Here is a 22,016-nt window from a genome sequence, read left to right on the forward strand (position 1 = left end):
CCGACGCCTCCCACACCAAAAACACGGTTTGCTGCTACAGTAGCGCCAGACCCGGGGCGTGAACGCGTTCTCCGGAGAGTCCCACGCAACCGGCCCAGCGACCACTGGACACGCCCATGCTGCACGCCCTGCCCGAGCTGCCCGCCCAACCGGCCGGCCCTGCCAGCTTCCCGCACCGGACGCCGCAGGCTCTGCGGGCCTGGTGCGCGGAACTGCCCGGCAGCGAGCCCGAGCTCGGCATGCAGCAACTCGGCAAGGCCCTCGAAGGGCTCAACCAGATCGCGCTGCGGCCCGGGGTTCGCGCCAGCCTGGTGCGCATACTGGAAGACCACCTCCTGCCCCTGTTCCCCGTGCTGGAGCGCCTGCTGCGCCAGCGCCCCCTGCCACTGGGGCGCCGCAGCCGCGATCGTGCCGAGGTCCTCGGCAGCGCCCTGCGCGCTCTGCTCAGGGCCGAACTGCTGGTGGTCCGGGAGCGCATCGACGCCGACGACACCCGGCACGCGGAACGCCTGACCGCGCCCCTGCAGGCCGCCGTCGCGCTGCTGGGCGCGCTCGCCGTGCACCACTGGCGGCTGTATCAGAACCTGCCCTCCGGTCACTGGCAGCAACTCTACGACCTGCTGCGCCTGGCACGGGCCCAGCACATCGCCGACCACGGCCCCGCCACCGACCAGCGCTTCGGGCCGCTGCATACGGATCGTATCGAGACCATGAGCGCGCGCCTCATGGTGCTGGGGAGCACCGACCCGAACGCCCTGAAGATGGGCGAGATGGACTTGCTGGTTCGCTGGATCAACGCGATCGCGCTGACCTGCACCGCCGCTCCCGACCCGGACCAGCATCCCGACCTGCCGGTGCTGCGCTGCGAGCTCGAGCGCGACCATGCGCCGGGACTGGTCCTGCGCGACCAGCCCGCCGGCGACCTGGCCTGCTTCGTGGAGCTGGGCCCGGCCCTGGCCGCACTGCGCGACGCCCCGGAAAACCTCGAGCCGGTGCAAACCGGCAATGCACAGGCCCTGGCCGAGCATCTCCTGCGCCTGTGGTCGCACCTGCCCACCCGGCGGCACAGTCGCGAGCGAGCGGGCGACCTGCAGCAGGTCTGCGTCATGGGACTGGAACGCATCCATGACTTTCTGCTGGCGGAGATGGAGCGTCGCCGTGACGCCGGCGCCCGGGAACTCGACACGGACGAGAACGGCGAGGCCGGCCTGAAGTCCGTGCAGCAGCGTGATCGCGGCGTCAGCGTCTTCGAGATGTCGCCCGCGGCACTGCGGGGGTCGGATCTCGCTCTGGTCGACAGCCCGCCCGCCGCCGGTCGCGACAGCGATCTCCGGCCGCTCGCGGACGACACCCCCGGCCCCGCCGCGACCGCCTGGGAAGACGTCGGGCGCGGCCTCGAGATCGCCGGCCACGACGAACCGACAGGGCCCATCACCAAGCGCCATCCGCCGGAACACTGGCAGGTGGACGACATCGGCGCCGGGGGCGTCCGCCTGTGCCTGGACGCACCGCAGCAGCCTCTGTTGATCGGCGACCTGGTCGGGCTGCGCGCCGTGGACGGCCACCGCTGGACGGTCGGGGTGCTGCGCTGGATTCGCTTCGACGATCAGGTCGGCGAACGCATCAGCATCGGCGTGGAGTTTCTTGCCAATCGCTGCCTCCCCATGCAGATCCAGGATTTTCGCAACGGGGTCGCCGCCGGGGTCCCGCAGCCGGGGCTGTTTGCGCCACAACGAACGGATGCCGACGGGGCCGCCCTGTTCCTGCCGGCCCAGGTCTTCGACCACGAAAAACGGGTGGTCTGCTGGCTGAACGACCGCGCCCGCGTTCTGGAACTGGACAGCGAGCGCACGGGGACTACCCTGTTCACCGAGGTGGGCTGCCGCATGACTGCGCTCGAGGTCGGCAGCCCGACCGCGGAATCCCCCGGCACGGAGGCGGACCCCGGCCTCGCGAATGACAACGGACTGTCCCTCACCACCCGCAACCGCGACGACCAGGCCCCATGAACGAGACCATTCGTACCCTCTTCGTTACCAGTAATCCGAACCGGGCGGAAGAGGTCATCAGCAGCATCCGAACCCGCGGCAGTGCGATCCGCCCGGAGCAGGTTTCGACCACCGACGCCCTCTCCGAGGCGCTGGAGAACCGGCGCTTCGACGTGATCGTACTGATCGAACCCGGCCTGAGCCTGGCCCGCGAGCACGTGGACGAGGCCCAGCATGCCTCCGGCCGGCGGATCCCGGTCGTGATCCTGACCGAACGCCCGGAAGCGGAACGCGTGGACGACTACGAGGCCGGTGCGTACGCGGTGGTGGATCACGAACTGCACGAACTGGCCAGCCTCCTCACCATTCGCGCCGCCGAACAGTTCCAGCTGCGCCAGCGACTGGGTCGCATGGACGCGTCGCTGCAGGAGTCCGAGCGCCGCTGCCAGCTGTTGCTGGACAACTCGCGCGACGCCATCGCCTACGTCCACGAGGGCATGCACATCTACGCCAACGCCTCCTGGCGCGAACGCTTCGGCATCGGCGACCCGGAGGACGTCGATGGCCTGCCGCTGATGGATCTGGTCGCGCCGGAGAGCCGCGACGAACTGAAGGGGCTGCTGCGACGCTTCCAGAACGGCGAGGAGGGCGACCAGACCCATCAGGCCTTCCAGCTGCAGGCCTTCGACGGCACCCCGTTCGAGGCCAACCTGCGCCTCTCCACCGCCAGCGTCGAGGGCGAGGCCTGTACCCAGGTCCTGCTGGATTCGGCCCAGGAGGACCCGGAACTGGCGGAGAAGATCGATTACCTGTCGCAGCGCGATCTGGTCACTGGCCTCTACAACCGCCAGCACTTCACCGGCATGATCGAGACCGCGCAGGGCCAGGCCGCGCAGTCGGAGAAGCCCTTCGCCCTGATCACGCTGGCGGTGGACCGCTTCGCGGAAATTCGCGCCAACGTCGGGATGTCCGCCAGCGACCTGCTGCTGGCCGACATCGGCAAGCTAATCGAGGACCAGTTCCCCGAGCCGGCCATCACCGCGCGCCTGGAGGCCGAGCACTTCGGCATCCTGGTGCCGGATACCCGCCGCAACGAGGTGGAGAGCCGCGTCCACGGTCTGATGGAGGCGGTCACCGGGCGCGTGTTCGAGCTCGGCAACGCCTCCACCAACTGCACCCTGTCCGCCGGCATCGTGATCGCCGACGAGACTGCGGTGGATACCGAGGAGCTACTGTCGCAGGCCGACCGCGCACTGCAGGAAGCGGTGGAAGCCGGCGGCGGGACCCACTGCTTCTTCCGCCCGGCCGAGGGCGAGATGACCCAGGCACAGGCCGACCAGCAATGGCGGCTACGCATCCAGGACGCCCTCGATCACGACCGTCTGGAGCTGCTGTACCAACCGATCGTGAACCTGCACGGGGCCGACCGGGCGCGCTATTCGGTGTTCGTGCGGCTGCGCGATGCCGAGGGTCATATCCACGAACCGGAGGCCTTCCTGCCCAGCGCCGAGCGCACGGAGATGGCCCAGCCCATCGACCGCTGGATCCTGAAGACCGCCCTGGGCGTCCTCGCGGAACAGCTGAAGAAGGACCCCGGTACCCAGTTCTTCCTCAAGCTGACCAATGGCTCGCTCGGCGATCCCTCGGTGGTCAGCTGGCTGCACGACGACCTGCACGCCCTGCGCATCCCCGCCGACAACGTGGTGGTGGAGCTGAAGGAACCCACCGTGGTAACCCACCTGAAGCCGGCGATCCACGTGGCCCGGGGCCTGCAGGAGATGCACGGCCACCTGTGCATCGACGACTTCGGCAACGGCCTGAACCCGTTCCAGTTGCTGCAGCACCTGGAGGCGGACCACATCAAGCTGGACCCGTCGTATGTGAAGAACCTGGCCGAGAGCGAGGAGAATCAGCAGCTGATCCGCGAGCATACCGAGGCCGCGCACGCCAAGGGCAAGCAGGTGATCGTGCCGTATGTCGAGGACGCCAGTGTGCTCGCCGTGCTCTACAGCCTGAACGTCAACCTCGTGCAGGGCTACTTCCTGCAGGCGCCGATGCCGGCCCCCACCTTCGACTTCGCCTCAACCTGAGCCCCGCGCGCCCTCACTCCATTTTTCACCACAGAGCGCACAGAGAACACGGAGAAAAGCGGTCTACAGGAAGACGGGAAGATCGGAAGAGGGATGATGTGGGCGGTTGCGTGGGCACTATCGGTGCCGTGCCACGCGGCGGTCAACGGTCCATCCCTTCACCCAAAAAATCTGTCTGTCTTCCAAACTTCCTGTAAATCGCCCTTGCCCTTGCCCTTGCCCGTTTTTTCTCCGTGGCCTCTGTGCACTCTGTGGTGCAATAAACACGAGTGGTCCCCGGCACGACTATGGCCGGGTTACTTGGACCAGAAGTTCAGGTCCTCGAAGAAGCCCTTCACCCCGTCCACCCAGGACTGCGCCTGCGGACTGTGCTTGGTCCCACCGGCCTGAGTGGATTCCTCGAACTGGCGCAGGAGCTGCTTCTGCTCCTTGGTCAGGTTGATCGGCGTCTCCACCACCACGCGGCAGATCAGGTCGCCGACGGCACCGCCGTGCACCGACTTCACGCCCTTGCCGCTGACCCGGAACTGCTTGCCGGTCTGCGTCTCCGCGGGGACCTTCAGCTTGACCCGGCCGTCCAGCGACGGGACCTCCAGCTCGCCGCCAAGGGCGGCGGTCGCGAACGACACCGGCACCTCGCAGTGCAGGTCCGAGCCCTCGCGCCGGAACAGCTTGTGCGGCTTCACCCGCACCTGCACGTAGAGATCACCCGGCGGACCGCCATTCATGCCGGCCTCGCCCTGGCCGGCCAGACGGATGCGATCGCCCGAGTCCACACCGGCCGGGATCTTCACGTCCAGCGTGTTCTGCTCCTGCACCCGACCCTTGCCGTGGCAGGACTTGCAGGGGCTGGAGACGATCTTGCCGGAGCCCTCGCAGCGCGGGCAGGTCTGCTGCACCGAGAAGAAGCCCTGCTGGATGCGTACCTGCCCGACCCCGTTGCAGGTCGGGCAGGTCTCCGGCGAAGTCCCCGGTTCGGCGCCGGAGCCGTCGCAGGCCTCGCAGGACACCGTGGTCGGGATGCGAATCTTGACCTCGGTGCCGAACACGGCTTCCTCGAGCGTCAGGTCCAGGTTGTACTGCAGGTCGGAGCCCCGGTAGGCGCGCTGACCGCGGCCGCCTCCACCACCCCCGAAGATATCGCCAAAGATATCCTCGAAGATGTCGCTGAAGTTGGAGGCCCCGGCCCCGCCGCCGAAGCCGCCGGCCGAACCGTCCACGCCGGCATGGCCATAGCGGTCGTAGGCCGCACGCTTCTGATCGTCGCTGAGGACGTCGTAGGCGGCGCGCGCCTCCTTGAACTTGGCCTCGGCCTCCTCGTCCCCCGGGTTGCGGTCGGGGTGGTACTTCATTGCCAGGCGGCGAAAGGCCTTCTTGATATCGGCGGCCGAGGCGTCCTTGGCGACGCCCAGCACCTCGTAATAGTCGCGTTGTGACATGGTCATTTCCAGGTAGATCGTTCGCGCGAACGCGGAGTGCCTTCACGCAAACGCCCGGAGGTACCGTGTACCCCGGGCGTGGCGTGTGGTCGAAGTCCGGCGGCGCCAAGGCGCCGCCGGACGGGCATCAGCCCTGCTTCTTCTGGTCGTCGTCGACTTCCTCGAACTCGGCGTCCACGACATCGTCGCCCTGCTGGCCGCTGTCGGCCTGCTCGGCACCGGCCTCGCCCGCGGCGTCCGCGTTCTGGGCATAGGCCTTCTCGGCCAGCTTGCCGGAGGCCTCGGCCAGCTTCTGCGTGGCCTGTTCGATGGCGTCGGCGTCCTCGCCTTCCATCGCGGTCTTGACCTCGGCCACGGCCGACTCGATCGCGGAGCGCTCGTCGTCGGAGACCTGGTCGCCCAGATCCTTCAGCGACTTCTCGGCGGAGTGCACCAGGGCATCGGCCTGGTTGCGTGCCTGGACCAGCTGCTGGAACTTCTTGTCTTCCTCGGCATGCGCCTCGGCGTCCTTGACCATCTGTTCGACTTCCTCGTCGGACAGGCCGGAGGAGGCCTTGATCACGATCTTGTTCTCCTTGCCGGTCGCCTTGTCCTTGGCCGAGACGTTCAGGATGCCGTTGGAGTCGATGTCGAAGGTGACCTCGATCTGCGGCACACCGCGCGGCGCGGCCGGGATGTCCTGCAGGTCGAAGCGACCCAGCGACTTGTTGGCGCTGGCCATGTCGCGCTCGCCCTGCAGCACGTGCACGGTCACCGCGGTCTGGTTGTCCTCGGCGGTGGAGAACACCTGGTTGGCCCGGGTCGGGATGGTGGTGTTCTTCTCGATCAGCTTGGTCATCACACCGCCCATCGTCTCGATCCCGAGCGACAGCGGGGTCACGTCCAGCAGCAGCACATCCTTGACGTCGCCACCCAGCACACCGGCCTGCACCGCGGCGCCGACCGCAACGGCCTCGTCCGGGTTCACGTCCTTGCGCGGCTCCTTGCCGAAGAACTCCTGCACCGCTTCCTGCACCTTGGGCATGCGGGTCTGGCCGCCGACGAGAATCACGTCGTCCACCTCGGAGGCGGACAGGCCGGCGTCCTTCAGCGCGACCTTGCACGGCTCGATGGAGCGCTTGACCAGGTCCTCGACCAGGCTCTCCAGCTTGGCGCGGGTGATCTTCAGCGCCAGGTGCTTCGGCCCGGTGTTGTCGGCCGTGATGTACGGCAGGTTGACCTCGGTCTGCTGGCTGGAGGACAGCTCGATCTTGGCCTTCTCGGCGGCCTCCTTCACGCGCTGCATCGCCAGCGGATCGCCCTTGATGTCGATGCCCTGGTCCTTCTTGAACTCGTCGACCAGGTAGTCGATCAGGCGATTGTCGAAGTCCTCGCCACCCAGGAAGGTGTCGCCGTTGGTCGCCAGCACCTCGAACTGGTGCTCGCCGTCCACCTCGGCGATCTCGATGATCGAGACGTCGAAGGTACCGCCACCCAGGTCATACACGGCGATCTTGCGATCCCCGCGCTGCTTGTCCATGCCGTAGGCCAGCGCGGCCGCGGTCGGCTCGTTGATGATGCGCTTGACCTCGAGCCCGGCGATCTTGCCGGCGTCCTTGGTCGCCTGACGCTGGGAGTCGTTGAAGTAGGCCGGGACGGTGATCACCGCTTCGGTGACCTCCTCCCCGAGGTAGTCCTCGGCGGTCTTCTTCATCTTCTGCAGCACGCGCGCGGAGATCTCCGGCGGGGCCATCTTCTTGCCCTGCACCTCGATCCACGCGTCGCCGTTGTCGGCCTTCACGATGCTGTAGGAGACGAGCTTGATGTCCTTCTGGACCTCGCCTTCGTCGAACTTGCGGCCGATCAGTCGCTTGGCCGCAAACACGGTGTTCTGCGGGTTGGTGACCGCCTGGCGTTTGGCGGACTGGCCGACCAGCACCTCGCCGTCGTCACTGAACGCGACGATGGACGGGGTGGTGCGGGTGCCTTCCGCGTTCTCGATGACCTTGGCCTGGTCGCCTTCCATCACGGCGACGCAGGAGTTGGTGGTCCCGAGGTCGATACCGATGATCTTGCCCATGATTGAAATCTCCTGATGCGAAAAAGTGGCGCTGCAGAGCGTCGTTCTCTGCCAACTTGTACGGAAATCTGGGGGCCCGGGCCGGGTTTTCAAGGGGCGATATCCGAGCCGCCCCCTGATCCGCCCGGGTAGCCGGGTCAGGCGCTTTCGTCGATGTTCGGCGAGGTCGGTGCCTTGGAGACCACCACCATGGCCGGGCGCAGTACGCGGTCCTGCAGCATGTAGCCCTTCTGCATGGTCGCCACCACCGTGTTCGGCGGGTGCTCCGGGTCTTCCTGCATGGACATCGCCTGATGGCGCTCCGGGTCGAAGCGCTGGCCGGTCGGGTCCTCGGCCTGGATGCCGAACTTGTCGAAGACCTTGGTCAGGTTCTTCAGGGTCAGCTCGGCCCCCTCGATGATGCGCTCGACATCCTGGGTCTCGCGGGCCGCCTTCAGCCCCATCTCCAGCGAGTCGCCGACCTCCAGCATCTCGGAGGCGAACTTTTCCATCGCGTATTTGTGCGCGTTCTCCAGCTCGCGCTCGAAGCGCCGGCGCTGGTTCTCCAGTTCCGCCTGCGCGCGCAGGGCCTGGTCACGCCGTTCCTCGGCCAGGGCCTCGAGCTCCTGCAGCCGTGCCTCGGTATCGCCCTCGCCGGGGTGGTCGCCATCGGCCTCGGGGGCCGCCTCGTTCCCGGTCTCGAGCTCTTCCGGTTGTTCCTGGGGTTCCCGCTGTTCCGACATGCTGGCCTCGCGAATCAATGAAAAGTGAAACCGCCCGCCGGGTCGCCAGCCGGCAGGCGGGGTATTCGGGTTGACTACGGGGACTGTGGGGGCATCCGTCCGGGTTTCAAGGGCGGCCCGCTACTTCGGGTCGCCCGGCGGCTGATCGCCCAGGGCCGAGCCGAGCAGACGCGCGGTCACGTCCACGATCGGGATTACCCGGTCGTAGGACATGCGCGTGGGTCCGATGACCCCCAACACGCCGACCACCTCGCCATCCACACTGTAGGGCGCAGTCACCACCGAGCAGTTCTCGAACCAGTCCAGCCCGGACTCGCGGCCGATGAAGATCTGCACGCGGTCGCTGCGAATGCACTGGTCGAGAATCCCGAGGATCTCCTGCTTTTCGTTGAAGGCCTCGAGCAGCTGGCGCAGGCGCTCCATGTCCGCCAGCTCCTCGTAGCCGAGAAGGTGAGTCTGGCCGGCCACGACCACGTCGTCCGGGTCCTCGTCACCGACCGCCTTCTCGCCCAGGTCGATCGCGGCCAGCATCATCGCGTCCAGGTCGTCGCGCACGTCGCGCATCTCGCGCAGAAGCTCGGCTCGCACGGCGTGCAGGCTCTTGCCCGCCAGATGGGCGTTCAGGTAGTTGGCCATGCGCTGCAGCTCGTCCTGGCCGAAGTCGCGCTCCAGCTCCAGCACGCGGTTCTGCACTTCCTTGCCGTCGATGACCAGGATCGCGAGGATGCGTCCCTCGCCCAGGCGCAGAAACTCGATCTGGCTCAGCGCGACGTTGCGATGCCGCGGCAGGCGCACCATCCCGGCCATGCGCGTAACCCGCGACAGCAGGTTGCTGGTGGTATCCATCAGATCCTGGGTACTGGCATTCGGGTCGAAGCCGGACTGGATCGCGCGCACCTCCTCCGGCGAGGGGTTGCGCACCTCCAGCAGGCTGTCCACGAACAGCCGGTAGCCGGCCGGCGTCGGGATGCGCCCGGCCGAGGTGTGCGGCGAATGGATCAGGCCCATGTCCTCGAGATCCGCCATCACGTTGCGTACAGTGGCCGCACTGACACTGAGTCCCGAGGTGCGCGCAAGGGTACGCGAGCCCACCGGCTGGCCATCCCGGATATAGCTCTCGATCAGGGTCCGCAGCAGGGTTCGGGCCCTGGCGTCCAGATTGATCGTTGCGTTGTCCATGGATCGTCAGCGCTCCACTCGGTCGAGTGCCAGGAAACTACAGTCTTCGGTTGCACCCGATTCAGGTCAAGAAACCCCGGGTGCAGTCGCGGTCCCTTTTCCGGATAATGCCGGCATGATGCCAGACTTCAACAAGGTCGGACTGGTCGGCAAGACCAGCGACTCGCGCACCGCACCGCTGGTCGCCACGCTGGTCGGTCTGCTGCAGGAGCGCGGCCGCCAGGTCTTCATGGAACAGGAGATCGACGGCTTCGAGCGTCCGGAGCGGGTCGGGCTCCTGCCGCTGGAGGAGCTGGCCAGCGCGGTCGATCTGCTGATCGTCATCGGCGGCGACGGAACCCTGCTGGCCACCGCCCGCAAGGTCGCCGATGCCGACACGCCGCTGCTGGGGATCAACCTGGGTCGCCTGGGATTTCTCGTGGATGTCTCCCCGGACACCGCCCCGGAGGAACTGGGCGAGGTCCTGGACGGGGCCTTCGAGCGCGAGCCGCGGGCGATGCTGGAGGCCGAGCTGATCCGCGACGGGGTCACCATCCACCACGGGATCGCGCTGAACGACGTCGTGGTCCATGTACTGAGCGTGGTGCGCATCATCGAGTTCGACACCGCGATCGACGGCATGGACGTCGGCCGGCTGCGCGCCGATGGCCTGGTGGTGGCCACGCCCACGGGTTCCACCGCCTACGCCCTGTCCGCCGGCGGGCCGATCCTGACCCCGCAGCTGGACGCGATGGTCATGGTCCCGGTCTGCCCGCACAGCCTGAACCACCGCCCGCTGGTGGTCAGCGGCCGCTCCACGGTGGAGATCCGCCTGTCCAGTGGCAGCCGTTCCCCGGCCCAGGTCGCGCTGGATGGCCAGGAGAACGTGGACTTCGCCCCGGGCGACCTGCTCCGCATCCACCGTCGCGAACAGGCCCTGACCCTGATCCATCCCCGCGAACACCACTTCCTGCGCGTGCTGCGAACCAAGCTGCGCTGGGGCGAGCAGCCCTGATCCCGCCATGCTGCGACTGATCAGCATCCGCGACTTCGCGATCATCGACCAGCTGGAACTGGAGCTGGACACGGGCCTGAGCGCCCTGACCGGCGAGACCGGGGCCGGCAAGTCCATCCTGATCGACGTGATCGGCCAGCTGCTGGGCGACCGCGCCGACGCCGGCATGGTGCGCGAGGGGGCCGAACAGGCCGACCTGTCCGCGGAGTTCGCCCTGACCGACACGAGCCCGGCTGGCACGTGGCTGGCGGAACAGGACCTCGCGGACCCCGACGACGACGCGGTGCTGCTGCGGCGGGTCCTGACCCGTCAGGGCAAGAGCCGTGCCTGGATCAACGGCCGACCGGTCGCGGTCGGCCAGCTGCGCACATTGGGCGAGTGGCTGGTGGACATCCACGGCCAGCACGCCCATCAGCAGCTATTGCAGCGCGACACCCAGCGCCTCTGGCTGGACGGCTTCCTCGAAGGCGACCGGGTCTCCCACGTGCGCGAGGCCCACACGGCCTGGCGCGAGGCCGCCCGCGCGCTGGAGCAGGCCCGCGAGAGCCAGGCCGACACCTCCGACCGCCTCGACCTGCTGCGTTTCCAGACCACCGAGCTGGCCGAACTGGCCCCGGTCCAGGACGAATACCCGCAACTGCTGGCCGAGCAGAACCAGCTCGCCCACGGCACCGAGGTGCTGAGCGCGCTGCAGACCGCCAGCCAGCAGATCGAGGACGACGCCGGCGTCGATGCCCAGATCGGCCATGTGCTGCACGCGCTGCAAGACGCCGCGCAGCACGACGAACGGGTGAACCCGACGCTGGAGCTGCTGGAGTCCGCGCGCATCCAGATCACTGAGGCCGGCGACACCCTGCGTCGGCTGGCCGACGGCATCGAACTGGACCCGGAACGCCTGGCCGAGCTGGACCAGCGCGTCGGCGAGTACCTGCGCCTGGCGCGCAAGCACCGGGTCGATCCCGAGGCCCTCCCGGGCCTGCACGACGAACTGCAGACCGAGCGGGACGCCCTGGAGAACGGCGACCAGACCCTCGAGGCCCTGGAGGTGCGCGAACAGGAGACCCGTACCGCCTTCGACTCGGCTGCCAAGGCGCTGAGCAAGGCCCGCCAGCAGACCGCCAAACGCATCGGCCAGGCGGTCACCGACACCATGCAGGAGCTGGGCATGGCCGGCGGCCACTTCGAGATCGCGATCGAGCCCGCCGACAAACCGCAGGCGCACGGCGTGGATCACATCGAGTTCCGCGTCGCCGCGAACCCCGGCTCCGCCCCGCAGCCGATGGCGAAGGTTGCCTCCGGCGGCGAGCTCTCGCGTATCGGGCTCGCGCTACAGGTGCTGGCCAGCCAGCAGCAGACCGTACCCACGCTGATCTTCGACGAGGTCGACAGCGGCATCAGCGGCGCGGTCGCCGAGGTCGTCGGGCGCAAGCTGCGCACCCTGGGCGAGCGCCATCAGGTCCTGTGCGTGACCCATCTGGCCCAGGTCGCCGCCCAGGCCCACCAGCAGCTGGAGGTGCAGAAATCGCACGGCAAGGACGGCACCCGCACTGCCATCCAGCCGCTGGACGACGAGCGCCGCGTCGAGGCCCTGGCCCGCCTGATCGGCGGCACCCAGCTCACCGAGACCACCCGCACCCACGCCCGCGAACTCCTGTCCTCCGCCGGTTAGTCCAGCACGAAGGCCACAAAGGACAACACGCAGGATGCGATGAGCGCAGCGGATCGTGGAGCGGGCGCTACAGGATCACCACCGCTGAACCATGCGGTTCAGGACCGCGCCGGCCAGATGCCGTCCGCCAGATGGCGCGCACCGGGTGGCAGACGCGGCATCCAGTAGACCCAGAGGGCCGTGGGACCATCCTCGGTCCAGACGGGCACCAGGGCCCGGCGATACTCCCCGCGGCCGTCCGGGCGCACACCCTCCAGGGCGTCGACGCGCGGCAGGGCCCGCGGCGGATCGGGCAGGCGAATCCACTCGCCGTGCACAAGCTCCTGCGCCGCATCCGGGGCTGATGGCGCGAGCCCCCGGAAGCGGCGCTGACGCCCCGCGTCACGGGCCGGGTCCTGCCCGGCTTTCAGCAGAATGCTGTCGGCGGCAATCTGCACGGCGGGGTAGCCCACGGGTAAGTCATATAGCGACCCGACAATGGTCGCGGTGCGAATCCGGAGGGCGCTGGAGCAGAACGCCCGGTGGTTGGCGAAGCCCCGCTTCAGCGTCCCGTACACGAACAGGTCGACGAATCCCGCCATACCGATGGCTACTCCTGCGGGAAACGCACCACCGGGCGCCACAGGCGCGCGGACTCCGGCACCTGGCCGGGCCAGTCGACCACGTAGTCGATCAGGGGGAGGTCGGGGGCATCACACTCGCGGATGACCCGGCCGGCCACCGAGACGCGGGCGCGCTTGACCGTCTCCGGATCGCCCGTCAGCAGAGGGTGCCAGGTCGGCAGCGGGTGGCCCTCGAAACGCAGGCGATAGGCACAGGTGGGCGGCAACCAGTGATAGTGGGGCAGGTCCTTTCGGGTCAGCTGGATGCAGTCCGGCACGAAGTCCCGGCGGTTGGCGTAGTCCGAGCAGAAACCGGTCTCGCAGTCGAGCAGGTCGCAGGCCAGCCAGGTAAAGGCCAGCTCGCCCGAGTCCTCGTCTTCCAGCTTGTGCAGGCAGCAGCGCCCGCAGCCGTCGCACAGGGCCTCCCACTCTTCGTGGCTCAGGGTCTCGAGCGGGCGCTCCCAGAACGGGCGGGCATCCGGCGCGGCCGATTCACTCATGATCCCCGTAGTCCTCGCCCAGGCGGCGGCGCCCTTCGTCGCGCAGGCGTTCCACGGTCTGTCCCCAGCGCTCCTGGGTCACGTAGTGCATCAGCACACGCCCGCGGCGCGGGACCAGAATGGCCAGCCCGTCCTCGGGGTAGAGCCAGTAGCTGTGATCGGAGTCCATGCGCAGGCGCTCGCGCGGCTCGCCAAAACGCTGGGTAATCAGGTCCTCGGTCCAGTGGGCGCGCGGGATGTAGCTCATCTCGACGATCGGGACGTTGCCCAGCGATGTCAGGGCGTCGTCGCTCAGTCCGTAGCGCCGGGCCCCGCTGGGCATGGGCCGCTCGGACGTCGTCTCGGCCTCGATCCGGTCCAGCGCCGCCTCATCCAAATCCGGGCGCAGGATCAGGTTGGCCTCGAACGGGGGGATGCGCGCGTTCACGTAGTAGGCCTCCACCGAACGCGAACCGTCGGCATCCACGAACAGGCGGATGTCCGGCACCGGCAGGCGGCCCATCAGGTCGGCCATGGTGGTCTCGCCCAGCACGATGCCCAGCACCCGCGTGCGCTGGCGATCCCCTACCTCGATCTGCCACGGAAGGTCGGAGAACTGCTGACTGCGCATGCCACCCGGGTTGGAGTAGACCCACATGGCCAGCGCCAGGATGACTCCCATCGCCACCAGCCCGATGATCCAGCGTACATGCATCGCGCAATTCCCCTTGAAGACACAAAGCCCGGCCGTGGCGGGCGCGCCATGCCGCCTCGTATAATGCGACGCTCGCCCGACCACCGGATACCAGCCCGCCATGTTCGCACGTTTGTCTGCCTGGATCACCGCCCGCTCCGTCCCCGGCGACAGCGGCGGGCGCATCCTGATCCTCGCCCCGCGGGCCACCCTCGAGACGGCCGCCGACTGGCTCGCGGAGCTGGCCGACGCCGTCGGGCCGATCACGCTGGGGGTCACCGACTGCGGCCATGACCGCGAGGCGGCCGGCTTGATGGATGCCACCCCGGCGCTGGCGATGCGCCCGGACCTGGCGGCCCCGCGTCTGGCGCGGCTGCGGCCGCGCGCCGTCGTGGTCATCGGGCCCCTGCGGGCCGGCGAGCACGACCTGGGCCCCGCACTGGCCTCGCTCCATGCACCGCGCATCTGGGTGAATGCCGAGGGCGACACCGGGGGCGTCGAGTGGGATGCCGTGTTCGCGGCGCGCGAAGACGCCCCGGCCCCCGGGATCGCCGAAGTGATCGGCGACCCGATCGCCGGGGCGGTGGAACTGCCGGCCCCGCCGTCCGACTCCAGCGCATTCTGCGAACGCTTTCGCGAATACCACGAAAAGGGCCATCCGATCCTGCTGGCACCCAACACCGGCCCGGGCGAGGAGGCCTTCGCGTTTGCCGTGCTGTTCGCGGTTCTGCGCAAGAGCGCGGCCATCCTGCTACTGGCCCCCGCGGACCCGGCTCGTCACGAGCCGGTCTATCGCGACGCCATCAAGTACTCGCTGCCGATCATCCGCCACAACCGCTTTATGACCTCCTTCGTGCCGCGCAAGAACCGGGTCTACTACATCGAGGATCCGGAGACGCTGCACGCCGCCTACACCTGCGCCCAGGTGACCCTGCCGGGCGGCACCCTGGCCGCCAGCGAGACCCCGCCCGACCTGGGCCTGCCGCTGGCCTGTGGCAGCGCGGTCATCTGCGGCCCGGCGGAGCATGAACGCCACCCGGATGCCGCCACGCGACTGCGTATCGCCGCCGAGCACACCGGCCTCGTCGCTCGCGGCGAGGACCCCGAGCAGGTGGCCGACGAGGTGCTCGCGCGCCTCGCGGAGGGGATCGACCCGGCGGCACGGCGCGCACGCCTCGCTGAATGGCAGTCCCGCCAGTCCGGCGCACGCGCCGCGGTGCACGCCCGCCTGCAGGCCCTGCTCGGGCCCGCCTGACCCGGCGCGGAGCCGCCGGGCGGTGAAATGCAACTAACTGATCTATAATCGGGTCAACGAGTTACAGGATTGCCGGACAGGTTCACGCACATGATCGACGCCAGCCACTCCCTCGCGGGCATCCAGAAGGGCATGACCAGCATGCGCCAGCAGGCCCACACGGTGGCCACCGAGAACGCGGGCAGTCGCGAGAGTATGGGTGCCCAGGTGGGCATGATCGCCAGCCAGAATCAGGTCGAGGCCTCGGTGAAGACCCTGCAGGCCGAGGACCGGATGATCGGCTCGTTGCTGGACGTACGCGCCTGAATCCGGGCAACGCCTGAGAACACGCCTTACCAGGAGGCTCGCCGAGTTACGCGATGGAAGTCCCGGTCACCAACCCGTCTGCTGCGGTACCGGTCGGCACACGCCCGACCGGCAGCGACCGGCTGGGCCTGGGGCAGCTCTCCACCCCGGCCGATTTCGATCGCCCGCTGAACGACCCCGAGGCCGGCGAGGCCCGCCGCCCGATCGAGGATCGCGCGGAACAGGACGAGAACCGCCGCGGCGATGCCGAACAGGACCAGGGCCTGGCCTTCCCCCCGCGCTCGGAACAGGAGATGGCCTCGCGGGCCCGGGTCGCGGCCCAGATCGAGGCCTTCCGCAGCAGCGGCAATGACGCCGAAGGGGCCGCGGCGCCGGATGGTGGCGTGCTGGGCGGCGTCGGTGTCGAGGCCCTGCGCCGCCGCGTGGAACTCGCGGTCAGCCTGGCCGGGCCGGCCGAGGAGCCACGCCGCGAACTGAACGTGGTGGTCTAGCCCTCCGCGGAGCGCACGAAGAAGGTCCACAGCGCTTCACAGGAAGGCCCGGAAGATCGGAAGAAGCGCGTTGGGGTCACGACGCATTGCCCTCAGTCCCTGGCAATGCCCTCGGTCCCTGCGTGACACGCCACCCCACGCTCTCGTCATCCCGAACACCCAACAGCCGTCATCGCGAGGTGCGCAGCACCGTGGCGATCGGCTCGCGAGATCCCGGCGCTTCCTTCAGGTTGCACCCCTGACAGGCGGCCGTGCCGGCTACTGCAGGCGCGGCGCTGCCTTGGCCTGTGCCTGGTTCTGCAGCCACTCCTGGGCGCGTTCGCCCGCGTGCAGGCGCTCGTCGGGGCTCAGCTCGCGCGCCACGCGCTCGCGGTAACGCGCCGCGCTCGCGATCCCCATCTCCGCCGCGATCGCATACCACTTGAACGCCGACACATCGGAGCGTTCCACGCCCTCGCCCATCGCGAACAGCCGCGCGAGATTGGCGGCACCGCGCCCCTCGCCGGCCTCGGCCGCCAGCAGATACCACTGGGCCGCCTGTTCCGCATCCTGCGGCAGGCCCCGGCCCTCGTCGAACTTGAGCCCCAGGTTGAACATCGCCTGGGCGTTCCCGCGCTCCGCGGCAATATGGAACCAGCGGGCCGCCTCGTTGGGGTTCGCCTCCAGGCCGTCCCCCTGCTCGAACAGGACGGCCAGGTTGAAGGCGGCATCCGGGAACCCGGCCTCGGCCGAACGCTGATACCACTGCGCGGCCTCGAGGGGATCCCGCGGCAGGTGCTGCCCCTCATCCAGCAGGACCCCCAGGTTGAAGGCGCACTGCGGGTCCCCGGCCTCGGCCCCCTGCCGCCAGAGGGTCATCGCGACGGCGTGTTCGCCGCGGGCCCAGGCATTGCGAGCCTGCTCCAGGAGAGATTCTTGCGAAGAGGATTGCGCCATCACTGCCGTCCGGAATTGCCTTTGTCTCACTCTAGCGACCCCGCGAAGGGCCGTCGACAAACCGCACGAGGATGCGTGACAGAAACCACGCCCCGGGCGAAACGCAAAGCTGTGATGAATTTCCCGAAACACCGGAGGGGGCTCAAGGGTCGAGAGGTGAGAACGCAGTTGCGCGTTTACATCCACATCAATGGACAGGAGTTTCCATGAAGCATTCAACCAGGATCCTGGCCGCCGCGGCCATCGCACCCTTTGTACTTCTGATGGGCTGCTCCGACGGCGACATGGGCATGGACGAGTTCGAGGAACAACAGATGCAGGAACAGCCCGAGGGCGGTGAAGGCGGCATGCAGAGCGCCCCGCCACCCGAAGGGAGCATGCAGGAGCCGCCGCAGGAGGGCGAGATGCAGCAACCCCCGTCCGATGGCGGCATGGAACCGGAGGGTGACGGCAACTTCTGACCCCCGGACGCCCTGCAGGGGCGTCCAATCCGGATGAAGCAAAAAAGCCCCGGCACGCCGCGCGTGCCGGGGCTTCTTGTTTCGGCTCAGCCGGGATCAGTCGCTGAAGGTATCCTCCATCTCGTCCCCGGCATCCTCCATCGCGTCGCCAGCATCGTCCATGGCGTCATCGATGTTCTCACCGGCCTCTTCCGCCGGGCCCTGATTGTCACACCCCGCGAGGGTCGCGCTGCCCAGCGCCATCATCAGGGCAAGCATCAGAATCGTCAGTCGTGATTTCCACATGGTGTTCTCCTTTACCGTTGCAGTCCGTTCCGGATCATTCCCTACGCACGAGCGGGTCACCCGCCGCCGGGGCACTCGGCATTAAGGCCCGACTGAACTCCGTTGGTTCGATTCGTTCGGGCCCTGGGCCTGCAAACTGTGATGCACACCCACGGAAACCGATCCATAAAAAAGGCCGCGGACAAGGCCGCGGCCAATCGGAGGCACATGCAAACCCCGTTCGGGGGTCTCAGAAGCGGTGCTTCAGGCCCACCGAGAAGGTGCGCGGTTCGTTGGGCCGGGCCCCGTCCGGATACCGCGAGATGATGCTCTGCTCGTCCAGCACATTGGTGGCGCGCACGAACAAGTCAGTGTCCTTACCCAACGGATAGCGGCTTACCAGGTCCAGCGTGGTCAGCGACTCGGTGCGATTGAAGCCGCCCGACGCACGATTGCAGCCATCACTGCTGCAAGTCTCGTCGATGTACTTCAGGATGGCGTAGTTGTTCCAGCCACTGCCATGCTCGAGCCCCGCGCGCAGACTGAACTGGTGACGCGGGATCGCCTGCAGGCGGTCTCCCTTCTGCACACCGGAAACCGCGTTGTCCGCGCTGTATTCGGCGCTGGTGTAGGTATAGCTAGCCTCCAGCGGGGCCCGGAAGCTGCCGAGATCCATGCTTGTGGACGTACGCAGTTCCAGACCGGAAATCACCGCCTCGCCGGTGGTGAAGGTCCCGGAGGTGGATCCGTCCGAGCAGGGCGTGGCGATCGAGCAGTTCTGCACGAAGTCGGAGAAATCGCTGTAGAAGCCGATGGCCTCGACGAAGGCGTTATCACCCTGATAACGGGCACCCAGTTCCCAGTTGGTGCTGGTTTCCGGATCCTGTTCCTCGGTCGCACCGCCGCCCAGGGGGGCAAATCCCCGGTGTACGCCGGCAAGGACCTGCCAGCGATCCGTCACGTCATAGGTAAGCGAGGCCCCGGGCAACCAGATGCTGCTCGAATTGGAACGCCGGGAGTCCACAACCGTGCGCTGCGCGTCGCCGTATTGAGTACGCGAGGTCTCGACGTCCTCGTAGCGCAGCAGGAGGTTGGCGGTCAGCCGATCGTTCACGTACCACTCGTCGGCCACCCAGAAACTCCAGGCCTTGGCATCCTCGAACCGGTTGTTGCTGCCCGTCGGCTGGATCGTATCCTGGTAGACCAGCGAGCCGTTCACCTGGTCATAGATATCATCCGGCTGGAACCGATCCATCTCGTCCTGATGATAGCGAGCACCCGCGCGCAGCCAGTGGTCCCCGAAGTCCATGCTCAACTCGGTCTGGACACCCTCGGAGACATACTCGCGGTTGTTGTTGCGATACGTCAGGTCCGCAACATCCTCCTCGCCCCGGAGGATCCGCTGCGCGGTGGCATCCCCCTGGTTGGCGTCGTCGATAAACGCACTGCCGCCACCAAGTTTGAACCAGTTACGCGCGAATTCGTTGCGGTACAGGGTGGTGGTCATGCGTACGCGATCCGACCAGTCGATGTCGTGCGTCAGGCTCAGCCCGAGGTGATCGTTATTCATCTGGTCGATCTCGGAAAGGCCGTATCGCCGGTTGGGGTCCCGCGCGAAATCCTCGTCGGTCAGACCGAGGTAGGTCTCGTTCGAGGTCTCCTCCGAATACTGGATCTTGGTCTCGATGCTCTGGCGCTCACCCTCCCAGCGCAGCTTGCCGACATAGTCCTGGATGTCGTACCCGGTATCCCGGTCGCTGCGATCGATGTCCTTGAAACCGGCCCCGTCCCGCTGGACCGTCTCGATCATGTAGCTCCAGTCGCCGGAACGGTCGCCAAACATGGCATGCACATCGGTGCCGCCGCGATCGTTCACCACCGCCTCGATGGACCCTTCACGTTCGCGGGGGAGTGGCGTGGACACCAGGTTGATCACCCCCCCGGTCGTCTGGGGGCCATGGCGCAGCAATGGCGCTCCCTTCAGTACCTCGATCTCGTGGATCCGCTTGGCGGTCGGGAAATAGTAGGCCGCCGGGTTGGAATACGGGGCCGGGGCGATCAATACGTTGTCCTCCATCAGCGTCACCTTGCTGCTGCGCCCCGGCGGCGCCGCCCGGATACCGATGTTCGGCCGCAGGCCCGCGCCATCCTCCTCCCGCACATAGACACCGGGCACCGTCTTGAGCGCCTGATGGATATCGGTGGTCCCTTCGGTTTCCAGTTGGTCACGCCCGACAACGGCCGCTGAACCGGGCAGCCGCTGCGTCGCGGTCACATCCCCGAGAATCTGGACCGGTGCAAGCCGGGCCTCGGGTTCGGGGGCTGTCGCCGGGTCGGCTTCCTGGGCATGGAGCGCGGGAATGCCCGCGACCCCGGCGATCGCGAGCACGATCGCCCGCCGTTTCCAGGCGCCGTGGATGGGCGAACGCGTTGCTCGCGGTTCGGTTCGGTGGGTCGGCTGGTGGTTTCGAGCCATGGTGGTCTCCCTTGAATAGCCAGTATCAATACCGCCCGGACGTCGAGACGCCGCGGATCGGTGACGGATTGGAGGCTGGCTGAGGGAGGGGCTCCCCTGGCTGGCAGGTGTCACGGTACGGACCGTGACGGGTGTTTCGTGTGGTTCTACTTGGTCAGGATCAGCTTGTCGTTCGCGGTGCGGCGCAAGGTGTACCACTCGCCACGGTGGCAGATGCGGATCTGCCGCGCGGGTCCCAGCAACTGTTCGCTGGCGATCTCGCGCGGGCCCGTCTGCTCGCGGGCGGCGGGCTTGACCGATTCAGAAGAGCCGGAATTCATCGTTCCCCCTCCGGTTCGGAGACGAAGGCCATGCGGCCCACCCCGGACTGGCGCACCTCGGCCATCACCCGGGCCAGCCGCTCGTAGCGGGTGTCGCGGTCCGCGCGCAGGTAGATCGCGACGTCCGGTTGTGTCTCGAGCACATCGCGCAGGCGCGTCGGGAGCTGCTCCAGCGCAATCGGCTCGTTGTTCCAGTAGAGATCGCCACCCCCGTCCAGCGCCAGGGTGACGCTTTCGGGCAGTTCATCCACCGGCTCGCTGGTGGCCTGGGGAAGATCCAGATCCACCGAGTGTGTGATCACCGGCGCGGTGATGATGAAGATCACCAGCAGCACCAGCATCACATCCACCAGCGGGATCACGTTCATGTCCGACATCGGCTCGTTGGAATCACCCATGCGTCCGAAGGCCATCGCTCATACCCCCTGATGCAGGCCGTCGTCCGGCAGCGCATGCGGATCGGTACGGCGGTCGCGGGCCTGGCGTGCATTGCCCGGCATCAGGTCGGAGTGCATCAGCAGGGCATGCACATCATGCGCGAAGGCCTCGAAATCCTGGTGCAGCAGACGCTGGGAACGATTGAAGATATTGAAGAATGCGACCGCCGGAATGGCCGCGGCCAGACCGGCGGCCGTCGCCACCAGGGCCTCACCGAGCGGCCCGGCGACCAGGTCCATGGATACCGACGACTCCTGCGAGATGTCGATCAGCGCGCCGTGGATCCCCCAGACCGTACCCAGAAGCCCGACGAACGGTGCCAGCGCCCCGACCGAGGCGAACACGATGTTGCCGGCCTGCATGCGCAACAGCTGGCGGTCCATCGCCTGGCGGATTCGGCGCACCACGTGGTCGTCCAGACGCTGCTCGGCCTTGTCCGAGCCATCCCGCACACCGCGATAGTCGTCGAACGCCGCGAACGCCTCCTGGCCGATCGCCGCCAGCGGACCGCGCTGATCACGGATCGCATCGTGAAAGGCCGGCGCCGTCTGGCTCGCATCGAAGGCCTCCAGCGTCGCGCGGTTGTCGCGGCGCACACCGAACAGCGTGAACAGCTTGCTCGCGGCAATCGCCCAGGTCGCCACCGACATCACCAGCAGGACCAGGAAGACCGCGATCAGCACCGGGTCGCCATGGCGAAACACGTAGAAAACATCGAACTCGTTCATGCAGTCATCCTCGACGGCGCCCCTGCGGCGGGGCTCACGCGTTTATCGAATCGAAAATTCCATTGGCACCAGGACCACGCCCTCCACCGCGCGGCCGCCACGGCGCGCCGGCTCGAACTCCCAGTGCTCGATCGCTGCCTGAGCGGCCTCGTCCAGACGCCGGTGGCCACTGCTCTCCTCCACCGACCAGTCCAGCGGCTGCCCCTGCGCGGAAACCCGGACCCGCAGGAGCACGGTCCCCTCCTCGCCACGACGCAGCGAGATCCGCGGATAGTCGGGCGGCGGATTGCTCAGGTAATCCGCCCCGAAACCCGGCTCCTCGAAGGGCTCGTCCTCCTGCCCCGCCGGCCCACTGGCGGTCGCGCCCGTCTCCGCCTCCTCGACCCGCTCCGGGGTGAATCCGGCCGGCTCTGGTTCCGGCTCTGG

Annotated in this window: 22 protein-coding genes; 8 read left to right on the forward strand and 14 right to left on the reverse strand. The window is 67.8% G+C overall.

Going from position 1 to position 22,016, the window contains the following annotated elements; genetic code table 11:
- Positions 1–116: 116 nt before the first annotated feature.
- Both C996_RS0101790 and C996_RS0101795 read left to right on the forward strand, forming a co-directional pair.
- On the forward strand, positions 117–2,009 hold the full coding sequence (locus C996_RS0101790; protein WP_018865764.1) for a hypothetical protein: 1,893 nt from the start codon (positions 117–119) through the stop codon (positions 2,007–2,009).
- Positions 2,006–4,078: an EAL domain-containing protein gene (locus C996_RS0101795; protein WP_018865765.1), complete on the forward strand. Its 2,073-nt coding sequence runs from the start codon at positions 2,006–2,008 to the stop codon at positions 4,076–4,078. The genes C996_RS0101790 and C996_RS0101795 overlap by 4 nt, the downstream gene beginning before the upstream one ends.
- A gap of 296 nt (positions 4,079–4,374) precedes the next feature.
- Here the strand turns inward: C996_RS0101795 and dnaJ are convergent, their stop codons facing one another.
- From dnaJ to hrcA, 4 genes are all read right to left on the reverse strand, one after another.
- Positions 4,375–5,523 carry a molecular chaperone DnaJ gene (dnaJ, locus tag C996_RS0101800; protein WP_018876097.1) on the reverse strand — a complete coding sequence of 383 codons (1,149 nt, stop codon included), beginning with the start codon at positions 5,521–5,523 and terminating at the stop codon, positions 4,375–4,377.
- Between the two features lie 121 nt (positions 5,524–5,644).
- Positions 5,645–7,576 (reverse strand): molecular chaperone DnaK, encoded by a 1,932-nt coding sequence (gene dnaK, locus C996_RS0101805; RefSeq protein WP_018865767.1) that lies wholly within the window; start codon positions 7,574–7,576, stop codon positions 5,645–5,647.
- A 137-nt stretch (positions 7,577–7,713) separates the two neighbouring features.
- A complete protein-coding gene (grpE, locus tag C996_RS0101810; protein ID WP_018865768.1) occupies positions 7,714–8,298 on the reverse strand; it encodes a nucleotide exchange factor GrpE in 585 nt (194 codons plus the stop codon).
- A gap of 120 nt (positions 8,299–8,418) precedes the next feature.
- Positions 8,419–9,477 (reverse strand): heat-inducible transcriptional repressor HrcA, encoded by a 1,059-nt coding sequence (gene hrcA / locus C996_RS0101815; RefSeq protein WP_018865769.1) that lies wholly within the window; start codon positions 9,475–9,477, stop codon positions 8,419–8,421.
- A gap of 115 nt (positions 9,478–9,592) precedes the next feature.
- On the opposite strand from hrcA, the gene C996_RS0101820 reads away from it, so the two are divergent.
- Entirely contained in the window at positions 9,593–10,471 is an 879-nt protein-coding gene (locus tag C996_RS0101820) for an NAD(+) kinase (RefSeq protein WP_018865770.1), read from the forward strand.
- 7 nt (positions 10,472–10,478) lie between these two features.
- Complete coding sequence (gene recN / locus C996_RS0101825; protein ID WP_018865771.1) at positions 10,479–12,140, forward strand: DNA repair protein RecN; 1,662 nt, start codon at positions 10,479–10,481, stop codon at positions 12,138–12,140.
- A 98-nt stretch (positions 12,141–12,238) separates the two neighbouring features.
- Here recN and C996_RS0101830 read toward each other — a convergent pair whose 3' ends face one another.
- The 3 genes from C996_RS0101830 to C996_RS0101840 are packed head-to-tail and all read right to left on the reverse strand — an operon-like array spanning position 12,239 to position 13,936.
- Positions 12,239–12,721: a gamma-glutamylcyclotransferase gene (locus C996_RS0101830; protein ID WP_018865772.1), complete on the reverse strand. Its 483-nt coding sequence runs from the start codon at positions 12,719–12,721 to the stop codon at positions 12,239–12,241.
- An 8-nt stretch (positions 12,722–12,729) separates the two neighbouring features.
- Positions 12,730–13,242 carry a YcgN family cysteine cluster protein gene (locus C996_RS0101835; protein WP_018865773.1) on the reverse strand — a complete coding sequence of 171 codons (513 nt, stop codon included), beginning with the start codon at positions 13,240–13,242 and terminating at the stop codon, positions 12,730–12,732.
- Positions 13,235–13,936, reverse strand: a complete 702-nt coding sequence (locus C996_RS0101840) for a hypothetical protein (protein ID WP_018865774.1) — start codon at positions 13,934–13,936, stop codon at positions 13,235–13,237. The genes C996_RS0101835 and C996_RS0101840 overlap by 8 nt, the downstream gene beginning before the upstream one ends.
- Positions 13,937–14,036: 100 nt before the next feature.
- On the opposite strand from C996_RS0101840, the gene C996_RS0101845 reads away from it, so the two are divergent.
- The 3 genes from C996_RS0101845 (at position 14,037) to C996_RS0101855 (ending at position 15,967) form a co-directional block, all read left to right on the forward strand.
- Positions 14,037–15,170 (forward strand): hypothetical protein, encoded by a 1,134-nt coding sequence (locus tag C996_RS0101845; protein ID WP_018865775.1) that lies wholly within the window; start codon positions 14,037–14,039, stop codon positions 15,168–15,170.
- A 90-nt stretch (positions 15,171–15,260) separates the two neighbouring features.
- Complete coding sequence (locus C996_RS0101850) at positions 15,261–15,476, forward strand: hypothetical protein (RefSeq protein WP_018865776.1); 216 nt, start codon at positions 15,261–15,263, stop codon at positions 15,474–15,476.
- Between the two features lie 53 nt (positions 15,477–15,529).
- On the forward strand, positions 15,530–15,967 hold the full coding sequence (locus tag C996_RS0101855; protein WP_018865777.1) for a hypothetical protein: 438 nt from the start codon (positions 15,530–15,532) through the stop codon (positions 15,965–15,967).
- A 258-nt stretch (positions 15,968–16,225) separates the two neighbouring features.
- Here the strand turns inward: C996_RS0101855 and C996_RS0101860 are convergent, their stop codons facing one another.
- Entirely contained in the window at positions 16,226–16,903 is a 678-nt protein-coding gene (locus C996_RS0101860) for a tetratricopeptide repeat protein (RefSeq protein WP_018865778.1), read from the reverse strand.
- A gap of 206 nt (positions 16,904–17,109) precedes the next feature.
- On the opposite strand from C996_RS0101860, the gene C996_RS0101865 reads away from it, so the two are divergent.
- Positions 17,110–17,364, forward strand: a complete 255-nt coding sequence (locus C996_RS0101865) for a hypothetical protein (protein WP_018865779.1) — start codon at positions 17,110–17,112, stop codon at positions 17,362–17,364.
- Positions 17,365–17,460: 96 nt separating this feature from the next.
- On the opposite strand, the gene C996_RS0101870 is transcribed toward C996_RS0101865, so the two are convergent.
- The 6 genes from C996_RS0101870 to C996_RS13700 all read right to left on the reverse strand — a co-directional run bounded on the left by C996_RS0101870 (position 17,461) and on the right by C996_RS13700 (position 21,884).
- Positions 17,461–17,649, reverse strand: coding sequence for a hypothetical protein (locus C996_RS0101870; protein ID WP_018865780.1), 189 nt, complete (start codon positions 17,647–17,649; stop codon positions 17,461–17,463).
- 229 nt (positions 17,650–17,878) lie between these two features.
- Entirely contained in the window at positions 17,879–20,017 is a 2,139-nt protein-coding gene (locus C996_RS0101875) for a TonB-dependent receptor domain-containing protein (RefSeq protein ID WP_018865781.1), read from the reverse strand.
- A gap of 233 nt (positions 20,018–20,250) precedes the next feature.
- Complete coding sequence (hemP, locus tag C996_RS13915; RefSeq protein ID WP_018865782.1) at positions 20,251–20,424, reverse strand: hemin uptake protein HemP; 174 nt, start codon at positions 20,422–20,424, stop codon at positions 20,251–20,253.
- Complete coding sequence (locus C996_RS0101885) at positions 20,421–20,837, reverse strand: biopolymer transporter ExbD (RefSeq protein ID WP_018865783.1); 417 nt, start codon at positions 20,835–20,837, stop codon at positions 20,421–20,423. The genes hemP and C996_RS0101885 overlap by 4 nt, the downstream gene beginning before the upstream one ends.
- A gap of 3 nt (positions 20,838–20,840) precedes the next feature.
- Complete coding sequence (locus C996_RS0101890; RefSeq protein ID WP_018865784.1) at positions 20,841–21,590, reverse strand: MotA/TolQ/ExbB proton channel family protein; 750 nt, start codon at positions 21,588–21,590, stop codon at positions 20,841–20,843.
- Between the two features lie 42 nt (positions 21,591–21,632).
- Positions 21,633–21,884, reverse strand: coding sequence for an energy transducer TonB (locus C996_RS13700; protein ID WP_051076889.1), 252 nt, complete (start codon positions 21,882–21,884; stop codon positions 21,633–21,635).
- Positions 21,885–22,016 lie beyond the last annotated feature (132 nt).

The organism is Thioalkalivibrio sp. ALE25, assembly GCF_000377285.1.
Classification (GTDB): Bacteria; Pseudomonadota; Gammaproteobacteria; order Ectothiorhodospirales; family Ectothiorhodospiraceae; genus Thioalkalivibrio.

What these genes read in the sequence shown, in the direction of transcription:
- hrcA (WP_018865769.1), bottom strand. Translation starts at nt 9,477, where the DNA reads ATGGACAACGCAACGATCAATCTGGACGCCAGGGCCCGAACCCTGCTG.
- C996_RS0101855 (WP_018865777.1), top strand. Translation starts at nt 15,530, where the DNA reads ATGGAAGTCCCGGTCACCAACCCGTCTGCTGCGGTACCGGTCGGCACA.
- C996_RS0101860 (WP_018865778.1), bottom strand. Translation starts at nt 16,903, where the DNA reads ATGGCGCAATCCTCTTCGCAAGAATCTCTCCTGGAGCAGGCTCGCAAT.
- C996_RS0101850 (WP_018865776.1), top strand. Translation starts at nt 15,261, where the DNA reads ATGATCGACGCCAGCCACTCCCTCGCGGGCATCCAGAAGGGCATGACC.
- C996_RS0101870 (WP_018865780.1), bottom strand. Translation starts at nt 17,649, where the DNA reads ATGTGGAAATCACGACTGACGATTCTGATGCTTGCCCTGATGATGGCG.
- recN (WP_018865771.1), top strand. Translation starts at nt 10,479, where the DNA reads ATGCTGCGACTGATCAGCATCCGCGACTTCGCGATCATCGACCAGCTG.
- dnaK (WP_018865767.1), bottom strand. Translation starts at nt 7,576, where the DNA reads ATGGGCAAGATCATCGGTATCGACCTCGGGACCACCAACTCCTGCGTC.
- C996_RS0101820 (WP_018865770.1), top strand. Translation starts at nt 9,593, where the DNA reads ATGATGCCAGACTTCAACAAGGTCGGACTGGTCGGCAAGACCAGCGAC.
- C996_RS0101790 (WP_018865764.1), top strand. Translation starts at nt 117, where the DNA reads ATGCTGCACGCCCTGCCCGAGCTGCCCGCCCAACCGGCCGGCCCTGCC.
- C996_RS0101795 (WP_018865765.1), top strand. Translation starts at nt 2,006, where the DNA reads ATGAACGAGACCATTCGTACCCTCTTCGTTACCAGTAATCCGAACCGG.
- C996_RS0101840 (WP_018865774.1), bottom strand. Translation starts at nt 13,936, where the DNA reads ATGCATGTACGCTGGATCATCGGGCTGGTGGCGATGGGAGTCATCCTG.
- C996_RS0101885 (WP_018865783.1), bottom strand. Translation starts at nt 20,837, where the DNA reads ATGGCCTTCGGACGCATGGGTGATTCCAACGAGCCGATGTCGGACATG.
- C996_RS0101845 (WP_018865775.1), top strand. Translation starts at nt 14,037, where the DNA reads ATGTTCGCACGTTTGTCTGCCTGGATCACCGCCCGCTCCGTCCCCGGC.
- C996_RS0101890 (WP_018865784.1), bottom strand. Translation starts at nt 21,590, where the DNA reads ATGAACGAGTTCGATGTTTTCTACGTGTTTCGCCATGGCGACCCGGTG.
- grpE (WP_018865768.1), bottom strand. Translation starts at nt 8,298, where the DNA reads ATGTCGGAACAGCGGGAACCCCAGGAACAACCGGAAGAGCTCGAGACC.
- C996_RS0101830 (WP_018865772.1), bottom strand. Translation starts at nt 12,721, where the DNA reads ATGGCGGGATTCGTCGACCTGTTCGTGTACGGGACGCTGAAGCGGGGC.
- dnaJ (WP_018876097.1), bottom strand. Translation starts at nt 5,523, where the DNA reads ATGACCATGTCACAACGCGACTATTACGAGGTGCTGGGCGTCGCCAAG.
- C996_RS0101865 (WP_018865779.1), top strand. Translation starts at nt 17,110, where the DNA reads ATGAAGCATTCAACCAGGATCCTGGCCGCCGCGGCCATCGCACCCTTT.
- C996_RS0101835 (WP_018865773.1), bottom strand. Translation starts at nt 13,242, where the DNA reads ATGAGTGAATCGGCCGCGCCGGATGCCCGCCCGTTCTGGGAGCGCCCG.
- hemP (WP_018865782.1), bottom strand. Translation starts at nt 20,424, where the DNA reads ATGAATTCCGGCTCTTCTGAATCGGTCAAGCCCGCCGCCCGCGAGCAG.